This is a genomic window from Rossellomorea sp. LjRoot5 (genome assembly GCF_964253455.1).
Taxonomy (GTDB): domain Bacteria; phylum Bacillota; class Bacilli; order Bacillales; family Bacillaceae_B; genus Rossellomorea.
The window spans coordinates 4,139,195-4,156,610 of record NZ_CAXUQN020000001.1 but is presented as its reverse complement, the minus strand read 5'-3'; the positions used below and the strand labels follow the sequence as shown (position 1 = coordinate 4,156,610).

The 17,416-nt window shown below is 47.9% G+C and carries 12 protein-coding genes, 3 rRNA genes and 1 riboswitch; all 15 genes read left to right on the top strand.

Annotated elements, in window-relative coordinates:
- The first annotated feature begins 63 nt into the window (after window positions 1–63).
- The 15 genes from ACSQ2E_RS21175 (at window position 64) to purN (ending at window position 17,348) form a co-directional block, all read left to right on the top strand.
- Window positions 64–1,615 (top strand): 16S ribosomal RNA (locus tag ACSQ2E_RS21175).
- A gap of 223 nt (window positions 1,616–1,838) precedes the next feature.
- Window positions 1,839–4,775, top strand: a 23S ribosomal RNA gene (locus ACSQ2E_RS21170).
- A gap of 230 nt (window positions 4,776–5,005) precedes the next feature.
- A 5S ribosomal RNA gene (rrf, locus tag ACSQ2E_RS21165) occupies window positions 5,006–5,122 on the top strand.
- The 16S, 23S and 5S rRNA genes sit together here, the layout of an rRNA operon.
- Before the next feature lie 1,183 nt (window positions 5,123–6,305).
- Window positions 6,306–6,857 carry a DUF2179 domain-containing protein gene (locus ACSQ2E_RS21160; RefSeq protein ID WP_060671612.1) on the top strand — a complete coding sequence of 184 codons (552 nt, stop codon included), beginning with the start codon at window positions 6,306–6,308 and terminating at the stop codon, window positions 6,855–6,857.
- Window positions 6,854–7,051, top strand: coding sequence for an NETI motif-containing protein (locus ACSQ2E_RS21155; RefSeq protein WP_435993905.1), 198 nt, complete (start codon window positions 6,854–6,856; stop codon window positions 7,049–7,051). Before ACSQ2E_RS21160 ends, ACSQ2E_RS21155 begins: the two co-directional genes overlap by 4 nt.
- Window positions 7,052–7,140: 89 nt before the next feature.
- Window positions 7,141–7,242: riboswitch (purine riboswitch) on the top strand.
- Between the two features lie 159 nt (window positions 7,243–7,401).
- A complete protein-coding gene (gene purE / locus ACSQ2E_RS21150; protein ID WP_435993903.1) occupies window positions 7,402–7,881 on the top strand; it encodes a 5-(carboxyamino)imidazole ribonucleotide mutase in 480 nt (159 codons plus the stop codon).
- Window positions 7,868–9,028: a 5-(carboxyamino)imidazole ribonucleotide synthase gene (gene purK, locus ACSQ2E_RS21145; RefSeq protein ID WP_435993901.1), complete on the top strand. Its 1,161-nt coding sequence runs from the start codon at window positions 7,868–7,870 to the stop codon at window positions 9,026–9,028. Before purE ends, purK begins: the two co-directional genes overlap by 14 nt.
- On the top strand, window positions 9,025–10,323 hold the full coding sequence (gene purB / locus ACSQ2E_RS21140) for an adenylosuccinate lyase (RefSeq protein ID WP_435993899.1): 1,299 nt from the start codon (window positions 9,025–9,027) through the stop codon (window positions 10,321–10,323). Before purK ends, purB begins: the two co-directional genes overlap by 4 nt.
- A gap of 108 nt (window positions 10,324–10,431) precedes the next feature.
- Window positions 10,432–11,157, top strand: a complete 726-nt coding sequence (gene purC / locus ACSQ2E_RS21135; protein WP_435993897.1) for a phosphoribosylaminoimidazolesuccinocarboxamide synthase — start codon at window positions 10,432–10,434, stop codon at window positions 11,155–11,157.
- Window positions 11,145–11,399 carry a phosphoribosylformylglycinamidine synthase subunit PurS gene (gene purS, locus ACSQ2E_RS21130; RefSeq protein ID WP_098438396.1) on the top strand — a complete coding sequence of 85 codons (255 nt, stop codon included), beginning with the start codon at window positions 11,145–11,147 and terminating at the stop codon, window positions 11,397–11,399. Before purC ends, purS begins: the two co-directional genes overlap by 13 nt.
- Window positions 11,396–12,082, top strand: a complete 687-nt coding sequence (purQ, locus tag ACSQ2E_RS21125) for a phosphoribosylformylglycinamidine synthase subunit PurQ (RefSeq protein ID WP_435993894.1) — start codon at window positions 11,396–11,398, stop codon at window positions 12,080–12,082. Before purS ends, purQ begins: the two co-directional genes overlap by 4 nt.
- Window positions 12,066–14,300 carry a phosphoribosylformylglycinamidine synthase subunit PurL gene (purL, locus tag ACSQ2E_RS21120; protein WP_435993892.1) on the top strand — a complete coding sequence of 745 codons (2,235 nt, stop codon included), beginning with the start codon at window positions 12,066–12,068 and terminating at the stop codon, window positions 14,298–14,300. Before purQ ends, purL begins: the two co-directional genes overlap by 17 nt.
- Entirely contained in the window at window positions 14,276–15,697 is a 1,422-nt protein-coding gene (gene purF / locus ACSQ2E_RS21115) for an amidophosphoribosyltransferase (RefSeq protein ID WP_435993890.1), read from the top strand. Before purL ends, purF begins: the two co-directional genes overlap by 25 nt.
- An 11-nt stretch (window positions 15,698–15,708) precedes the next feature.
- Window positions 15,709–16,737, top strand: coding sequence for a phosphoribosylformylglycinamidine cyclo-ligase (gene purM, locus ACSQ2E_RS21110; RefSeq protein ID WP_435994681.1), 1,029 nt, complete (start codon window positions 15,709–15,711; stop codon window positions 16,735–16,737).
- A gap of 35 nt (window positions 16,738–16,772) precedes the next feature.
- Entirely contained in the window at window positions 16,773–17,348 is a 576-nt protein-coding gene (purN, locus tag ACSQ2E_RS21105; RefSeq protein WP_435993888.1) for a phosphoribosylglycinamide formyltransferase, read from the top strand.
- The last annotated feature ends 68 nt before the right edge of the window (window positions 17,349–17,416 follow it).

Below are 17,416 nucleotides of genomic sequence, written 5' to 3'. Positions count from 1 at the left end.
AACAAAACAAGACAATACGTCAACGTTAATTCTAGATTCATTTTTAAAGAGCTATTCAAACTTTTATCGGAGAGTTTGATCCTGGCTCAGGACGAACGCTGGCGGCGTGCCTAATACATGCAAGTCGAGCGGATTGAAGGGAGCTTGCTCCCTGATATCAGCGGCGGACGGGTGAGTAACACGTGGGTAACCTGCCTGTAAGACTGGGATAACTCCGGGAAACCGGGGCTAATACCGGATAACTCATTTCCTCGCATGAGGAAATGTTGAAAGGTGGCTTTTAGCTATCACTTACAGATGGACCCGCGGCGCATTAGCTAGTTGGTGAGGTAACGGCTCACCAAGGCAACGATGCGTAGCCGACCTGAGAGGGTGATCGGCCACACTGGGACTGAGACACGGCCCAGACTCCTACGGGAGGCAGCAGTAGGGAATCTTCCGCAATGGACGAAAGTCTGACGGAGCAACGCCGCGTGAGTGATGAAGGTTTTCGGATCGTAAAGCTCTGTTGTTAGGGAAGAACAAGTGCCGTTCGAATAGGGCGGCACCTTGACGGTACCTAACCAGAAAGCCACGGCTAACTACGTGCCAGCAGCCGCGGTAATACGTAGGTGGCAAGCGTTGTCCGGAATTATTGGGCGTAAAGCGCGCGCAGGTGGTTTCTTAAGTCTGATGTGAAAGCCCACGGCTCAACCGTGGAGGGTCATTGGAAACTGGGGAACTTGAGTGCAGAAGAGGAAAGTGGAATTCCAAGTGTAGCGGTGAAATGCGTAGATATTTGGAGGAACACCAGTGGCGAAGGCGACTTTCTGGTCTGTAACTGACACTGAGGCGCGAAAGCGTGGGGAGCAAACAGGATTAGATACCCTGGTAGTCCACGCCGTAAACGATGAGTGCTAAGTGTTAGGGGGTTTCCGCCCCTTAGTGCTGCAGCTAACGCATTAAGCACTCCGCCTGGGGAGTACGGTCGCAAGACTGAAACTCAAAGGAATTGACGGGGGCCCGCACAAGCGGTGGAGCATGTGGTTTAATTCGAAGCAACGCGAAGAACCTTACCAGGTCTTGACATCCTCTGACAACCCTAGAGATAGGGCTTTCCCCTTCGGGGGACAGAGTGACAGGTGGTGCATGGTTGTCGTCAGCTCGTGTCGTGAGATGTTGGGTTAAGTCCCGCAACGAGCGCAACCCTTGATCTTAGTTGCCAGCATTCAGTTGGGCACTCTAAGATGACTGCCGGTGACAAACCGGAGGAAGGTGGGGATGACGTCAAATCATCATGCCCCTTATGACCTGGGCTACACACGTGCTACAATGGACGGTACAAAGGGCAGCAAGACCGCGAGGTTTAGCCAATCCCATAAAACCGTTCTCAGTTCGGATTGTAGGCTGCAACTCGCCTACATGAAGCTGGAATCGCTAGTAATCGCGGATCAGCATGCCGCGGTGAATACGTTCCCGGGCCTTGTACACACCGCCCGTCACACCACGAGAGTTTGTAACACCCGAAGTCGGTGAGGTAACCTTTTGGAGCCAGCCGCCTAAGGTGGGACAGATGATTGGGGTGAAGTCGTAACAAGGTAGCCGTATCGGAAGGTGCGGCTGGATCACCTCCTTTCTAAGGAAGATTTACAAAAACGTTTGACACGTCGAAGTTTTGTTCAGTTTTGATGGTTTAACAAGGTTTTTTGCGAAAGCAAAATAACCACCATCAAAACTTTTTGTCTCTTACGAGATAAAAAAGGATTTGTTCTTTGAAAACTAGATAAAGATAAATTGATAGTCAAGAAATTACCGAGTATCGCCATTTTAGGTTTTAAACCTGATGTAACAACCAATTCGGTTAAGTTATGAAGGGCGCACGGTGGATGCCTTGGCACTAGGAGCCGACGAAGGACGGGACTAACACCGATATGCTTTGGGGAGCTGTAAGTGAGCTTTGATCCAGAGATTTCCGAATGGGGGAACCCATTGTTCGTAATGGAACAATATCCTTACTTGAATACATAGAGTATGGAAGGCAGACCCAGGGAACTGAAACATCTAAGTACCTGGAGGAAGAGAAAGCAATTGCGATTCCCTGAGTAGCGGCGAGCGAAACGGGATATAGCCCAAACCAAGAGGCTTGCCTCTTGGGGTTGTAGGACACTCTATACGGAGTTACAAAGGAATGAAGTAGACGAAGAAGTCTGGAAAGGCTCGTCAAAGAAGGTAACAACCCTGTAGTTGAAACTTCATTCCCTCTTGAGTGGATCCTGAGTACGGCGGGACACGTGAAATCCCGTCGGAAGCTGGGAGGACCATCTCCCAAGGCTAAATACTCCCTAGTGACCGATAGTGAACCAGTACCGTGAGGGAAAGGTGAAAAGCACCCCGGAAGGGGAGTGAAATAGAACCTGAAACCGTGTGCCTACAAGTAGTCAGAGCCCGTTAACGGGTGATGGCGTGCCTTTTGTAGAATGAACCGGCGAGTTACGATCCCATGCAAGGTTAAGTTGATAAGACGGAGCCGCAGCGAAAGCGAGTCTGAATAGGGCGAATTTAGTATGTGGTCGTAGACCCGAAACCAGGTGATCTACCCATGTCCAGGATGAAGTTCAGGTAACACTGAATGGAGGTCCGAACCCACGCACGTTGAAAAGTGCGGGGATGAGGTGTGGGTAGCGGAGAAATTCCAATCGAACTTGGAGATAGCTGGTTCTCTCCGAAATAGCTTTAGGGCTAGCCTCATGTGTAAGAGTCTTGGAGGTAGAGCACTGTTTGGACTAGGGGCCCTCATCGGGTTACCGAATTCAGACAAACTCCGAATGCCAAAGACTTATCCATGGGAGTCAGACTGCGAGTGATAAGATCCGTAGTCGAAAGGGAAACAGCCCAGACCACCAGCTAAGGTCCCAAAGTATACGTTAAGTGGAAAAGGATGTGGAGTTGCTTAGACAACCAGGATGTTGGCTTAGAAGCAGCCACCATTTAAAGAGTGCGTAATAGCTCACTGGTCGAGTGACTCTGCGCCGAAAATGTACCGGGGCTAAACGTATCACCGAAGCTGTGGATTGACACCTCTAGGTGTCAGTGGTAGGAGAGCGTTCTAAGGACTGCGAAGCTAGACCGTAAGGACTGGTGGAGTGCTTAGAAGTGAGAATGCCGGTATGAGTAGCGAAAGATGGGTGAGAATCCCATCCACCGAATGCCTAAGGTTTCCTGAGGAAGGCTCGTCCGCTCAGGGTTAGTCGGGACCTAAGTCGAGGCCGATAGGCGTAGACGATGGACAACAGGTTGATATTCCTGTACCACCTCTTTTCCGTTTGAGCAATGGGGGGACGCAGGAGGATAGGGTAAGCGCACTGCTGGATATGTGCGTCTAAGCAGTTAGGCTGATGATGAGGCAAATCCCGTCATCTTAGAAGGCTGAGCTGTGATAGCGAGCGAATTATAGTAGCGAAGTTCCTGATTCCACACTGCCAAGAAAAGCCTCTAGCGAGGAAAAAGGTGCCCGTACCGCAAACCGACACAGGTAGGCGAGGAGAGAATCCTAAGGTGAGCGAGAGAACTCTCGTTAAGGAACTCGGCAAAATGACCCCGTAACTTCGGGAGAAGGGGTGCTCTGGTAGGGTGCAAGCCCGAGAGAGCCGCAGTGAATAGGCCCAGGCGACTGTTTAGCAAAAACACAGGTCTCTGCGAAGCCGTAAGGCGAAGTATAGGGGCTGACGCCTGCCCGGTGCTGGAAGGTTAAGAGGAGTGCTTAGCGCAAGCGAAGGTGCGAATCGAAGCCCCAGTAAACGGCGGCCGTAACTATAACGGTCCTAAGGTAGCGAAATTCCTTGTCGGGTAAGTTCCGACCCGCACGAAAGGCGTAACGATCTGGGCACTGTCTCAACGAGAGACTCGGTGAAATTATAGTACCTGTGAAGATGCAGGTTACCCGCGACAGGACGGAAAGACCCCGTGGAGCTTTACTGTAGCCTGATATTGAATTTTGGTACAGCTTGTACAGGATAGGTAGGAGCCTTGGAAACCGGAGCACAAGCTTCGGTGGAGGCATCGGTGGGATACTACCCTGGCTGTATTGAAATTCTAACCCGCGCCCCTTATCGGGGTGGGAGACAGTGTCAGGTGGGCAGTTTGACTGGGGCGGTCGCCTCCTAAAGAGTAACGGAGGCGCCCAAAGGTTCCCTCAGAATGGTTGGAAATCATTCGCAGAGTGTAAAGGCACAAGGGAGCTTGACTGCGAGACCTACAAGTCGAGCAGGGACGAAAGTCGGGCTTAGTGATCCGGTGGTTCCGCATGGAAGGGCCATCGCTCAACGGATAAAAGCTACCCCGGGGATAACAGGCTTATCTCCCCCAAGAGTCCACATCGACGGGGAGGTTTGGCACCTCGATGTCGGCTCATCGCATCCTGGGGCTGTAGTCGGTCCCAAGGGTTGGGCTGTTCGCCCATTAAAGCGGTACGCGAGCTGGGTTCAGAACGTCGTGAGACAGTTCGGTCCCTATCCGTCGTGGGCGCAGGAAATTTGAGAGGAGCTGTCCTTAGTACGAGAGGACCGGGATGGACGCACCGCTGGTGTACCAGTTGTCTTGCCAAAGGCATCGCTGGGTAGCTATGTGCGGAAGGGATAAGTGCTGAAAGCATCTAAGCATGAAGCCCCCCTCGAGATGAGATTTCCCATCACGTAAGTGAGTAAGATCCCTAGAAGATGACTAGGTAGATAGGTCAGAGATGGAAGCATGGCGACATGTGGAGTTGACTGATACTAATCGATCGAGGACTTAACCACATTATAAAGCGGAGGCGGCTTGAACAGAGACGACAAGCATTTCTGGGCAATCAGAAGAGGGTGCTTTTTACCCTCAGCTGATTGAACTGAAATGACCTCGAGTCTCTAGCCGCCGGAGCTGGATTACTGTCTACTTGTAATAGTAGATACAACATTGGTCGATATTCGGCTTTCTTGACATCAATTCTTTATCTAGTTTTGAAGGAACAATTCCTTCAATTGAATAGTCGTCTGGTGACAATGGCGAAGAGGTCACACCCGTTCCCATGCCGAACACGGAAGTTAAGCTCTTCAGCGCCGATGGTAGTTGGGGGATCTCCCCCTGTGAGAGTAGGACGTCGCCAGGCAAATAGGAAAAAGAGTAGCTCATTGAGAGTTACTCTTTTTTTGGTTTTGATTTTTTGTTCGAAGAACATTCGGTCTCTCCTCGACCGCAGTGCGAGGGTAGGGAGGAGCAAGAAGGTCGAGGACGCGAGGGAGAGAAGACCGGAGTGTGGGTGCCCACACGAGGATCTGAACGAGTGAAGCGGACGAAGAGATTCGCCGCTCATCACTAGCCGCAGCCTTCAGTGCCGATGGTAGGTGGGGGCTCCCACTGTGAAAGTAGGACGTCGCCAGGCAATTAGGAAAAAGAGTAGCTCTTAGGAGTTACTCTTTTTTGGTTTTGATTTTTGTTCGAAGGACATTAGGATTTATCCGATCTCTCCTCAACCGCAGTGTGAGGGTAGGGAGGAGCAAGAAGGTCGAGGACGCGAGGGAGAGAAGACCGGAGTGTGGTTCCCACACGAGGATCTGAACGAGTGAAGCGGACGAAGAGATTCGCCGCTCATCACTAGCCGCAGCCTTCAGTGCCGATGGTAGTTGGGGGCTCCCCCTGTGAGAGTAGGACCTCACCAGGCAAAAAGAAAAGAGTAGCTGCTCTTAGGAGTTACCCTTTTTTGATTTTGATTGTACAAGTGGATGTGAAGACAATATATTTAAGGTATAAATTGGTAAAAAACGCAATAAAAGAAAAAATGACGCAATTAATATTTGAAACGACGCAATAAATAAAAAAATGACGCAATCACCCTCCAAAACGACGCAATTATTTTAGCTTGCTTCTTTCATTCAATGAAAATAGCAGACTTTTATATGAATCTCATAATTCAATCAAAGAATATTAACAAGATAGCAACAAATTAATGAAAGAATAACGTTCTCTATCAATACTTGAAGAGGAATCTACCAATTTAGACACCATAGTATCCAAGTCATATATATTGTTCAATGTTTCACAAACGCAACCCTAAATCCACGCCCCCTCCCCATCCCCAGCCCAACCTCAAATCCACCCCAACCAACCCACCACATGTTTCAATCCGCCCAAAACAGGAAACACACGTAATAAGACTTCGGATTTTCTAGAAATTGTCATAGAGTAATCACATAAATTTTTTCATGAAGTGGTTCATATTATGAATTTTTTCTAGTAAAATAGAAACTTAATTTGAGCATACTACAGGTAGTAGTGGAGAGAGGAGCATCTTGGTGTTAGACAATAGTTTTGTGATGGTAGCAATCATCTTAATTATCAATGTTGTATACGTATCTTTCTTTACGATCAGGATGATATTGACGTTAAAGGGTTACCGATATATTGCTGCGTTTGTGAGTACGTTTGAGGTGGTTATTTATGTTGTGGGCCTCGGGCTTGTACTGGACAATTTGAATGAGATTCAGAATCTGATTGCCTATGCGGTCGGGTATGGTCTTGGTGTGATCGTCGGCATGAAGATCGAGGAGAAGCTTGCTCTTGGGTATATCACGGTGAATGTGATTACGAAGGAGTATGATAAGGCACTTCCGAATGAGCTTCGTGCCCGTGGATACGGGGTGACGAACTGGGAGGCGAATGGTCTTGAGGGGAATCGGATGGCCCTGCAGATCCTCACTCCGAGAAAGTATGAGATGAAGCTGTATGATACAATTAAGGAGCTGGATCCGAAAGCATTCATCATTGCTTATGAACCGAAAGCGATTCACGGAGGGTTCTGGGTGAAGACGGTGCGAAATATACGTAAAGGAAAATTAAAAGAATGAGTAAAAAGAAATTATTATTTGAAGTGCAGGAAAACGAGACGATTGCAGACTGCCTGGATCGTATGAAGGAAATGGGCTATATGCCCGTAAAACGGATGGAAAAGCCTGTTTTTGAGGAACAGAAAGAAGGAAATGAAACGGAGTATGTCCCTATTAGGCAGACAATTGTATTTGAAGGAAAGAAGATAGAGTAGTAAACGCTTCAAATCCGAACAATAATTTTCAGACTTTTATTATTGTTCGATTATTCGTTGACAGAGTCTCAATATCACGTTATGATGGAGACAAATAAACCGAATGCCCTCATATAATAATGGGAATATGGCCCATGAGTCTCTACCTGACTACCGTAAATGGTCGGACTATGAGGGAAAGTAGCTGTCTGGATACGAGTGCGTTTGTGGGCCCTATCGGATAAAACGGGACCATTCTCTTTAAAATACCCAGATCAATTGCTTTCTCTCCGAGTGTAGAGAACAATTGATCTGGGTATTTTTCTGTGAAAAGGGACTAAGGTAAACTACGGGAGGTGCCTGTCACCATTATGATTTCAGTGATCATGGGAAGCACATCGGACTGGGAAACAATGAAGCATGCGTGTGAGGTATTGGAGGAGTTTGAGATTCCATTTGAGAAACGTGTTGTATCGGCTCACAGGACGCCTGATTATATGTTTGAATTTGCGGAAGGTGCAAGAGACCGAGGAGTGAAAGTCATTATTGCAGGTGCAGGCGGGGCTGCTCATTTGCCGGGCATGGTGGCTGCGAAGACCACATTGCCTGTGATCGGTGTACCGGTTCAGTCTAAGGCACTGAATGGAATGGATTCACTGTTGTCGATCGTTCAGATGCCGGGGGGCGTCCCTGTTGCGACGGTGGCGATTGGGAAGTCTGGGGCCACAAATGCCGGACTCCTTGCTGCACAGATCCTTTCAATTGAAAATGCAGAGTTGGCGGAAACGTTGGAAAATAGAAGAAGTGCACTACGGGAAAAAGTGATGGAAAGTAGTGATGACCTTGATTAAGAAGACGATTTTACCAGGACAGACGATCGGGATCATCGGTGGCGGACAGCTTGGCCGGATGATGGCGCTTGATGCGAAGGCAAGGGGCTTCCGGGTGGCTGTATTAGACCCTTCGCCGCACTCACCATGTGCACAGGTGGCAGATCTTGTGATCACGGCAGGCTTTGACCAGTATGACGCTCTATATAGACTGGCCGAAGTGTGCGATGTGATTACGTATGAATTTGAAAATATCGATTATGAAGCGCTGAAATGGTTGTCAGAGCGCGCCTATTTACCTCAAGGGGCGGAATTGATCCGTATTACACAGGATCGCATCATGGAGAAGGAAGCCCTGACAATTGCAGGGGTGGAAGTGGCTCCATATGCTGTGATTAAACAACAGAAGGACATCTATGATAATATAGAAAAGCTTGGCTATCCAGTGGTTTTGAAAACGACGAGGGGCGGTTATGACGGGAAAGGACAGTATGTGATCCGGAAAGCGGAGGAAATAGAGGAAGCCGCTGCTTTATTGGAAAATGGTCCGTGTGTGCTGGAGAAATGGATTCCTTTTGAAACAGAGTTATCCGTGATCGTGACACGTAATCCCGATGGACAGCAAACGAATTTTCCGGTAGTGGAAAATATTCATGTCGATAACATCTTGCATGAAACGATTGCGCCGGCAAGGGTAAGTGAAGAAGTGGCAGATAAAGCAATCGGGATGGCAAAGAGAATTAGTGAGACTCTCGATCTTGTCGGGACGCTGGCGATTGAGATGTTTCTGACGGCAGATGGAGACATTTATATCAACGAGCTGGCTCCAAGACCTCATAATTCCGGTCACTACTCGATTGAAGCATGTGATTTCTCTCAATTTGCCCAGCATATCAAAGCGGTTTGTAACTGGCCGCTTGTTCAACCGACCTTATTAAAGAACGCTGTGATGGTTAATCTATTAGGAGAGCATATCGAGCCTATTATGAAGGCTGTTCCAAAACATCCAGACTGGTTTATTCATCTGTACGGAAAGGACGTACCAAAGCCGAAACGGAAGATGGGTCATGTCACTCTTTTAACAAATGATGTGGAAGAGACGTTGATGAACATAAACGAAGCTGGAATTTGGAAGGTGCAAGAAAAGATCGGAGGACGATTGGTATGATAGAACGTTATACACGCCCTGAAATGGGAGCAATTTGGACAGAGGAAAATCGTTTTCAAGCATGGCTTGAAGTGGAAATTTTGGCTTGCGAAGCATGGGCTGAAATCGGGGACATTCCGAAAGAGGATGTTGCGAAGATCCGGGAGAACGCAGGTTTCAATGTGGATCGTATCAAGGAAATCGAAGAAGAAACTCGTCACGATGTGGTTGCTTTTACAAGAGCTGTTTCAGAAACACTTGGAGAAGAAAGAAAATGGGTTCATTACGGACTGACTTCTACAGACGTTGTGGACACTGCCCTTTCGTATCAACTTAAGCAGGCGAACGACATCATTCTGAAAGACTTGGAACGTTTTGTTGAAATCTTAAAGAACAAAGCAATCGAGCACAAGCATACGGTCATGATGGGACGTACGCACGGTGTTCATGCTGAGCCGACTACTTTCGGTCTGAAGCTTGCCCTGTGGTATGAAGAGATGAAGCGTAACGTGGAACGTTTCAAGGCAGCGGCAGATGGAGTTGAGTTCGGAAAGATTTCCGGTGCCGTTGGAACGTATGCGAATATCGATCCATTTGTGGAGTCATATGTGTGTGAAAAGCTTGGCATTACGCCGGCACCTGTTTCTACCCAAACTTTACAGCGTGATCGTCACGCTCATTACATGGGAACGCTCGCACTGATTGCGACGTCCATCGAAAAGTTCTCTGTTGAGGTCCGCGGACTGCAGAAGAGTGAAACCCGTGAAGTGGAAGAGTTCTTTGCCAAAGGTCAAAAGGGATCTTCGGCCATGCCTCATAAGCGTAACCCGATTGGTTCTGAGAACATGACGGGAATGGCCCGTGTCATCAGGGGATACATGCTGACAGCGTATGAGAATGTACCTCTATGGCATGAGCGTGATATCTCTCACTCTTCAGCAGAACGTGTGATTCTGCCGGATGCGACGATTGCCCTTAATTATATGCTGAACCGTTTTGGAAACATCATCAAGAACTTGACGGTCTTCCCGGAGAATATGCAGCGCAATATGGATCGTACACTAGGTTTGATCTACTCACAACGTGTCCTTCTGGCCCTTATCGATAAAGGGATGACCCGGGAAGAAGCCTATGATACGGTTCAGCCGAAAGCGATGGAGGCATGGGAGAAGCAAGTGGCCTTCCGTTCTCTTATCGAGGAAGATGAGATTATCACATCCAAGCTTTCGCCGGCAGACATTGATGACTGCTTCGATTACAACTATCACTTAAAACATGTGGATACAATTTTTGAACGATGCGGCTTAGTGGAGTAAGTCCTTCTGACAAAAGAATAAGGCAGGGGTTTTTAGCAGAATCCCTTCCTTTTTTTATGAAAATATAGACTGAAGATTGGCAATATTCAGGGATTAGGGGGATTTCATATGGAAAAAGGAACGCTTTTATATGAAGGCAAAGCGAAGCAGATTTTCGCCACGCAAGATGAAGACGTCGTTTGGATTCAGTATAAGAATTCTGCCACTGCTTTTAACGGGGAGAAGAAAGCGGATATCGACGGTAAAGGGGTTTTAAATAATAAGATTTCAAGCCTGCTATTTTCAAAGCTTGCTGAAAAAGGGATTCAGAGTCACTTTATTAAACAGATTTCAGAGGATGAGCAGCTGGTTAAACGTGTAAACATCATTCCACTTGAAGTGGTGGTCAGGAACGTGATTGCCGGAAGCTTGTCAAAACGAATTGGAAAAGATGAAGGAACACCCCTTCAAAAGCCGATCATCGAATTTTATTATAAAGACGATGATTTGGGAGATCCCCTGATCACGGATGATCATATTGATTTCCTTGAGATCGCTACCCGGGAAGAACGTGCAGAGATCAGAACAATGGCACTTGGTGTGAATGAGGTCCTTCAAGGGATTTTCAAAGAAGTGGGAGTCACTCTCGTGGATTTCAAATTGGAGTTTGGGAAAGACCGTGATGGAGCGATTCTATTAGGGGATGAAATCTCACCAGACACGTGCCGATTATGGGACGCAGAAACGAACCAGAAGCTTGATAAGGACGTTTTCAGAAGAGATATTGGAAGTTTAACAGAAGTATACTCTATCATTTTAGAACGCTTAGGAGGAAACGAGCTATGTACAAAGTAAAGGTTTATATCACACTGAGAGAAAGTGTCTTAGATCCTCAAGGAAGTGTTGTGAAACAAGCGCTGCATTCCATGGAATTTAAAAGTGTTGAAGATGTGCGCGTCGGAAAGTATATGGAGTTGACTCTTCCAGAAACTGTTGAGAATGTGGAAGCAACGGTTGAAGAGATGTGTCATCGTCTGCTTGCGAACCCCGTAATCGAGGATTACCGATATGAAATCGAGGAGAGTGTCGCTCAATGAAGTTTGCAGTGATTGTATTCCCAGGCTCTAACTGTGACATCGATATGTACCATGCGATCAAGGACGAGATCGGTGAAGAAGTGGATTACGTTTGGCACGATGCTGATAATCTGGAAAACTATGATGCGATCCTATTACCGGGTGGATTCTCGTATGGGGACTACCTTCGTTCAGGAGCGATTGCCCGCTTCTCGAACGTCATGAAAGAGGTTGTGAAAGCGGCAGAGCAAGGTAAGCCGGTTCTTGGTGTATGCAACGGATTTCAGGTTTTACTGGAAACGGGGTTACTGCCTGGGGCCATGCGCCGGAATGACAGCTTGAAGTTCATTTGTAAAACAGTACCGTTAACCGTTGAGAATAATGAGACGATGTTTACGAATGGCTATGAAAAGAATGATGTGATCCACATTCCGATCGCTCACGGTGAAGGAAATTACTTCTGTGACGAAGAGACAATGATCACACTTAAGGAAAACAATCAAATTGTATTCACGTATACCGATGAAAATCCGAACGGAAGCGTGGAAAACATTGCAGGCATTACAAATAAAGCAGGAAATGTTCTAGGGATGATGCCTCATCCGGAACGCGCGATGGACACTTTACTAGGTAGTGAAGACGGGAAGAAACTATTTCAATCGATTGTGAAACACTGGAGGGAAAAACATGTCGTTAATGCTTGAACCAACTTCAACAAGAGTGAAAGAAGAGCAGCTTTATCGTGAAATGGGTTTAACAGACGAAGAATTTTCAATGGTGGAAAACATCCTCGGAAGAACGCCAAACTACACAGAGACCGGTCTTTTCTCTGTTATGTGGTCAGAGCATTGCAGCTATAAAAATTCGAAGCCTGTACTGATGAAATTCCCAACGACAGGCGAACGGGTTCTTCAAGGACCTGGAGAAGGAGCTGGAATTGTTGATATTGGCGATGATCAAGCAGTGGTGTTCAAAATCGAGAGTCACAATCATCCGTCGGCAATCGAGCCTTATCAAGGAGCGGCAACGGGTGTCGGGGGTATTATACGAGACGTATTTTCGATGGGGGCAAGACCTGTCGCACTCCTCAACTCTTTACGCTTTGGAGAGTTGGATTCTCCTCGTGTTCAGTATCTATTTAAAGAAGTCGTAGCCGGAATCGCAGGATATGGGAACTGTATCGGGATCCCGACTGTCGGAGGGGAAGTTCAATTTGATGCCTCTTACGAAGGAAATCCCCTTGTAAATGCCATGTGTGTCGGGTTGATCGACCATAAGGATATTAAAAAGGGTCAGGCCCATGGTGTCGGAAACACCGTCATGTATGTCGGGGCGAAAACAGGCCGCGACGGCATTCACGGGGCCACCTTCGCATCCGAGGAATTAAATGAAGGATCAGAAGAGAAGCGCCCGGCAGTTCAAGTGGGCGATCCATTCATGGAAAAATTACTTCTGGAAGCGTGTCTCGAGCTTGTTCAGAACGATGCCCTTGTGGGAATTCAGGACATGGGAGCGGCGGGTCTTACAAGCTCATCCGCTGAAATGGCAAGTAAAGCGGGATCCGGAATCGAAATGGATCTGGACCTTGTACCACAGCGGGAAAGAGGCATGACGGCATATGAAATGATGCTGTCAGAATCACAGGAGCGCATGCTGATCGTCGTGGAAAAAGGCCGTGAGCAAGAGATTGTCGACCTTTTTTCTAAATATGACTTAGAAGCGGTTTCCATCGGAAAGGTAACGGACGATAAACGCCTTCGCCTTCTTCACAAAGGTGAGGTGGTGGCAGATGTTCCGGTTGATGCACTTGCTGAGGAAGCGCCAGTTTATCACAAGCCTTCTCAGGAAGCGGCATATTATAAAGAGTTTCAGGCAATGGAAACGCGCGCTCCAAAGGTGGAAGATTATAAAGAAACGCTTAAAGCATTGTTGCAACAGCCGACGATTGCTAGTAAAGAATGGGTATATGATCAATATGATCACCAAGTACGAACGAGTACGGTTGTCAGTCCTGGTTCTGATGCAGCGGTTGTACGTGTACGCGGTACAAGAAAAGCCCTTGCCATGACAACGGATTGTAATTCTCGTTATCTGTACCTGGATCCAGAAGTCGGAGGAAAGATTGCCGTAGCGGAAGCAGCGCGTAATATTGTTTGCTCAGGAGCGATCCCACTGGCGATTACAGACTGCTTAAACTTTGGAAACCCGGAGAAACCGGAAATCTTCTGGCAGATTGAAAAGTCCGTTGACGGGATGAGTGAGGCGTGTCGTGAGCTATCGACTCCGGTCATCGGCGGGAATGTTTCTTTATATAACGAATCAATGGGAACGGCGGTATATCCAACACCTGTAGTAGGGATGGTAGGTCTCATTGAAGATGTTGACCATATTACGACTCAAAGCTTTAAGGAAGCCGGGGACACCATTTATGTAATCGGTGAAACACGTGGAGAGTTCGGTGGAAGTGAGCTGCAAAAGCTGACAGAAGGAAAGATTTTCGGTCAGGCACCGACGATCGACTTGAAAACCGAGCTTCGCCGGCAAATGCAGCTGCTGGAAGCGATTCAGAAAGGTCTTGTGGCATCTGCCCATGATATCTCTGAAGGTGGTTTCGCCGTTGCTCTTGCAGAATCGACTTTTGGAACAAAAGGATTGGGAGCAAAGGTTCACGTTTCAGGAGAAAGCAATGTGGCAGACCTTTTCAGTGAAACACAATCACGGTTCATCGTTACAGTCAAATCGGAAAACAAGAATGAGTTTGAGAAGCTCGTTCCGGATGCTAAGGTCATTGGTGACGTGACCGACCTTGGAACAATCAAGGTGTCATTGGAAAATGGGGACACCATTTTAGAAGCGTCCGTTGAAGAATTGGAATCAGCTTGGAAAGGAGCGATCCCATGCCTGCTGAAATCAAAGGTTTAAACGAAGAATGTGGAGTATTCGGGATATGGGGACATCCCAATGCCGCACAAATTACGTATTACGGACTTCATAGTCTGCAGCATAGGGGACAAGAGGGAACAGGGATTGTCGTGTCCGACGGGGACACGTTGCGCTGCCTAAAAGGGGAAGGCCTCGTAACGGAAGTGTTCCAGGAGGGTACCATCGAGAAGCTTGAAGGGGATTCGGCCATCGGTCATGTGAGATACGCGACTGCCGGGGGCGGAGGCTATGAAAATGTTCAGCCTCTCCTTTTTAACTCTCAGAATGGCAGCCTTGCTCTAGCCCACAATGGGAATCTCGTCAATGCGAACGCCTTGAAGCACCAGCTTGAAGGACAGGGGAGTATTTTTCAAACAAGTTCGGATACAGAAGTACTGGCTCATTTAATCAAAAGAAGCGGGTACCGCAACCTGAAAGACCGTGTCAAAAACGCATTGACCATGTTGAAGGGTGCTTATGCGTTTACAGTGATGACAGAAACAGAGATGATGGTGGCACTTGATCCACACGGTCTTCGCCCATTATCTCTCGGTAAGCTTGGGGATGCTTACTGTGTAGCGTCTGAAACATGTGCCTTCGATATCGTAGGGGCTGAATTTGTACGGGATATCGAGCCGGGGGAGCTTGTGATCATCAATGATGAGGGATTGACCTCAGAACGGTTTAGTTTTTCAGGCGGGAATGCGATGTGTACGATGGAATACGTATACTTCTCAAGACCGGACAGCAATATCCAGGGTATCAACGTCCATTCCGCGAGAAAACGGATGGGGATGGAACTCGCGAAAGAAGCTCCGATTGAAGCGGATGTTGTAACTGGAGTGCCTGATTCGAGCATCTCAAGTGCCATCGGCTATGCGGAAGCATCAGGCATCCCATATGAAATGGGACTGATCAAGAATCGTTATGTAGGGCGTACATTCATTCAGCCGTCTCAATCTCTTCGCGAGCAGGGTGTGAAGATGAAGCTTTCTCCTGTAAGGGGAGTGGTTGAAGGCAAACGTGTCGTCATGGTGGACGATTCCATCGTCCGGGGAACGACGTCGAAACGGATTGTGACGATGCTGAAGGAAGCGGGAGCGAAGGAAGTTCACGTGTGCATCAGTTCACCGCCGATCAAGAATCCTTGCTTCTACGGGATCGATACATCCACTCATGAAGAACTGATTGCGTCTTCCAACTCAGTGGAGGAAATGCGCCAGATCATCGGAGCGGACTCATTGACGTTCCTGAGTCCGGACGGCGTGATCAAAGCGATCGGGCGGGACGATTCATCAGAGAACCGCGGTCAATGCATGGCTTGCTTTACAGGGAAGTATCCAACGGAGATCTACCCGGATACACTTCATCCACATGAAAAAGAGTTAGTGAAATAGGGGGAATCATGATGGCAAATGCGTATCGTCAGGCAGGAGTAGATATTGAAGCGGGATACGAATCCGTCGACCGGATCAAGAAACATGTGAAACGGACGGCCCGTGAAGGCGTTCTTGGTCAATTGGGGAGTTTCGGCGGAATGTTCGATTTATCTTCCTTGAACTTGAATGAACCCGTTCTCGTCTCGGGCACAGACGGGGTCGGGACGAAGCTGAAGCTTGCCTTCATGGCAGACAAACACGATACGATCGGGATCGATTGTGTGGCCATGTGCGTGAATGACATTGTCGTTCAAGGAGCGGAACCACTGTATTTCTTAGACTATATAGCGACCGGGAAAGCACTCCCGGAGAAGATAGAAGGTATTGTAAAAGGAATCGCGGACGGATGTGAAGCAGCGGGCTGTGCGCTGATCGGTGGAGAGACTGCCGAGATGCCGGGCATGTATTCAGATGAAGAATATGATATCGCCGGCTTTGCTGTAGGGGCCTGTGAGAAAAAAGAGATCATCACGGGCGAGAAAATTTCTGAAGGAAATGTGTTAGTCGGACTGGGGTCCAGTGGTATACACAGTAATGGGTACTCCTTAGTGAGGAAAGTATTCTTCGAAGATCAGTCGTTTTCTTTGGAAGAATCATTACCGGAAATTGGGACCACACTAGAGGAAACATTGCTTACACCGACGAAAATTTACGTAAAACCGGTATTAGCAGCTCTGAAACAATTCTCCATCAAGGGGATGTCCCATATCACCGGCGGGGGCTTCATTGAGAATATCCCACGTATGCTGCCGGAGGGATTGAAAGCTGAGATCACAGAAGGCAGCTGGGATATTCCGGCCATCTTCACTGCCCTTGAACACTATGGGGACATCCCCCGCAGAGAAATGTACAACATTTTCAACATGGGAATCGGATTTGTGTTAGCAGTAGAAGAAAATGAAGCGGAAGACATTCTTCAATTTTTCAACGAACAGGGTGAAGACGCCTTTATCATTGGACGTGTGTCGAAAGGAACCGGGGTGCACTTCGTTCGTTAAGTGAAGGATGAGCATGTCAATAACGGGGGCGAGTCATGAGACAGATTGCCATTTTTGCATCAGGAAGCGGAAGTAATTTTCAAAGCTTGGTAAATGCGGTCCAAAGTGGAACCCTTAAGGCGAATATCAGACTTCTTGTATGTGACCAGCCGGGTGCGTTTGTCATACACCGGGCCCAAACGGCAGGAATACAGACATTCGTCTTTCGGGCAAAGGATTATGAGAACAAGCAGGCATTTGAACAGGAGATCCTGAATGAGCTGGCTCATTTGGGTGTTGATTTTATTGTTCTGGCAGGGTATATGAGATTGATCGGTCCAACTCTTCTCGAGAGTTTCGGTGGAAGGATCGTCAATATCCATCCTTCACTCCTCCCTTCTTTTCCAGGGAAGGACGCCATAGGACAAGCCATCGAAGGCGGAGTGAAGATCACAGGCGTCACGATTCATTTCGTAGACGCAGGAATGGACACGGGAGAAATCATTGCACAGGAAATTGTCCGTGTCACAACAGGTGAAACCAGGCAGTCACTGCAGGACAAAATCCAGCACGTCGAACATCACCTCTACCCAACCACCCTGAACCACCTCTTCCTCACCACCGGACACTAAAGCGGGGAAGAGATCGGTTGCTTTATCTTGGTAGTGTGGTAAAGTGATGAGGGACGGACCTTGGTTTT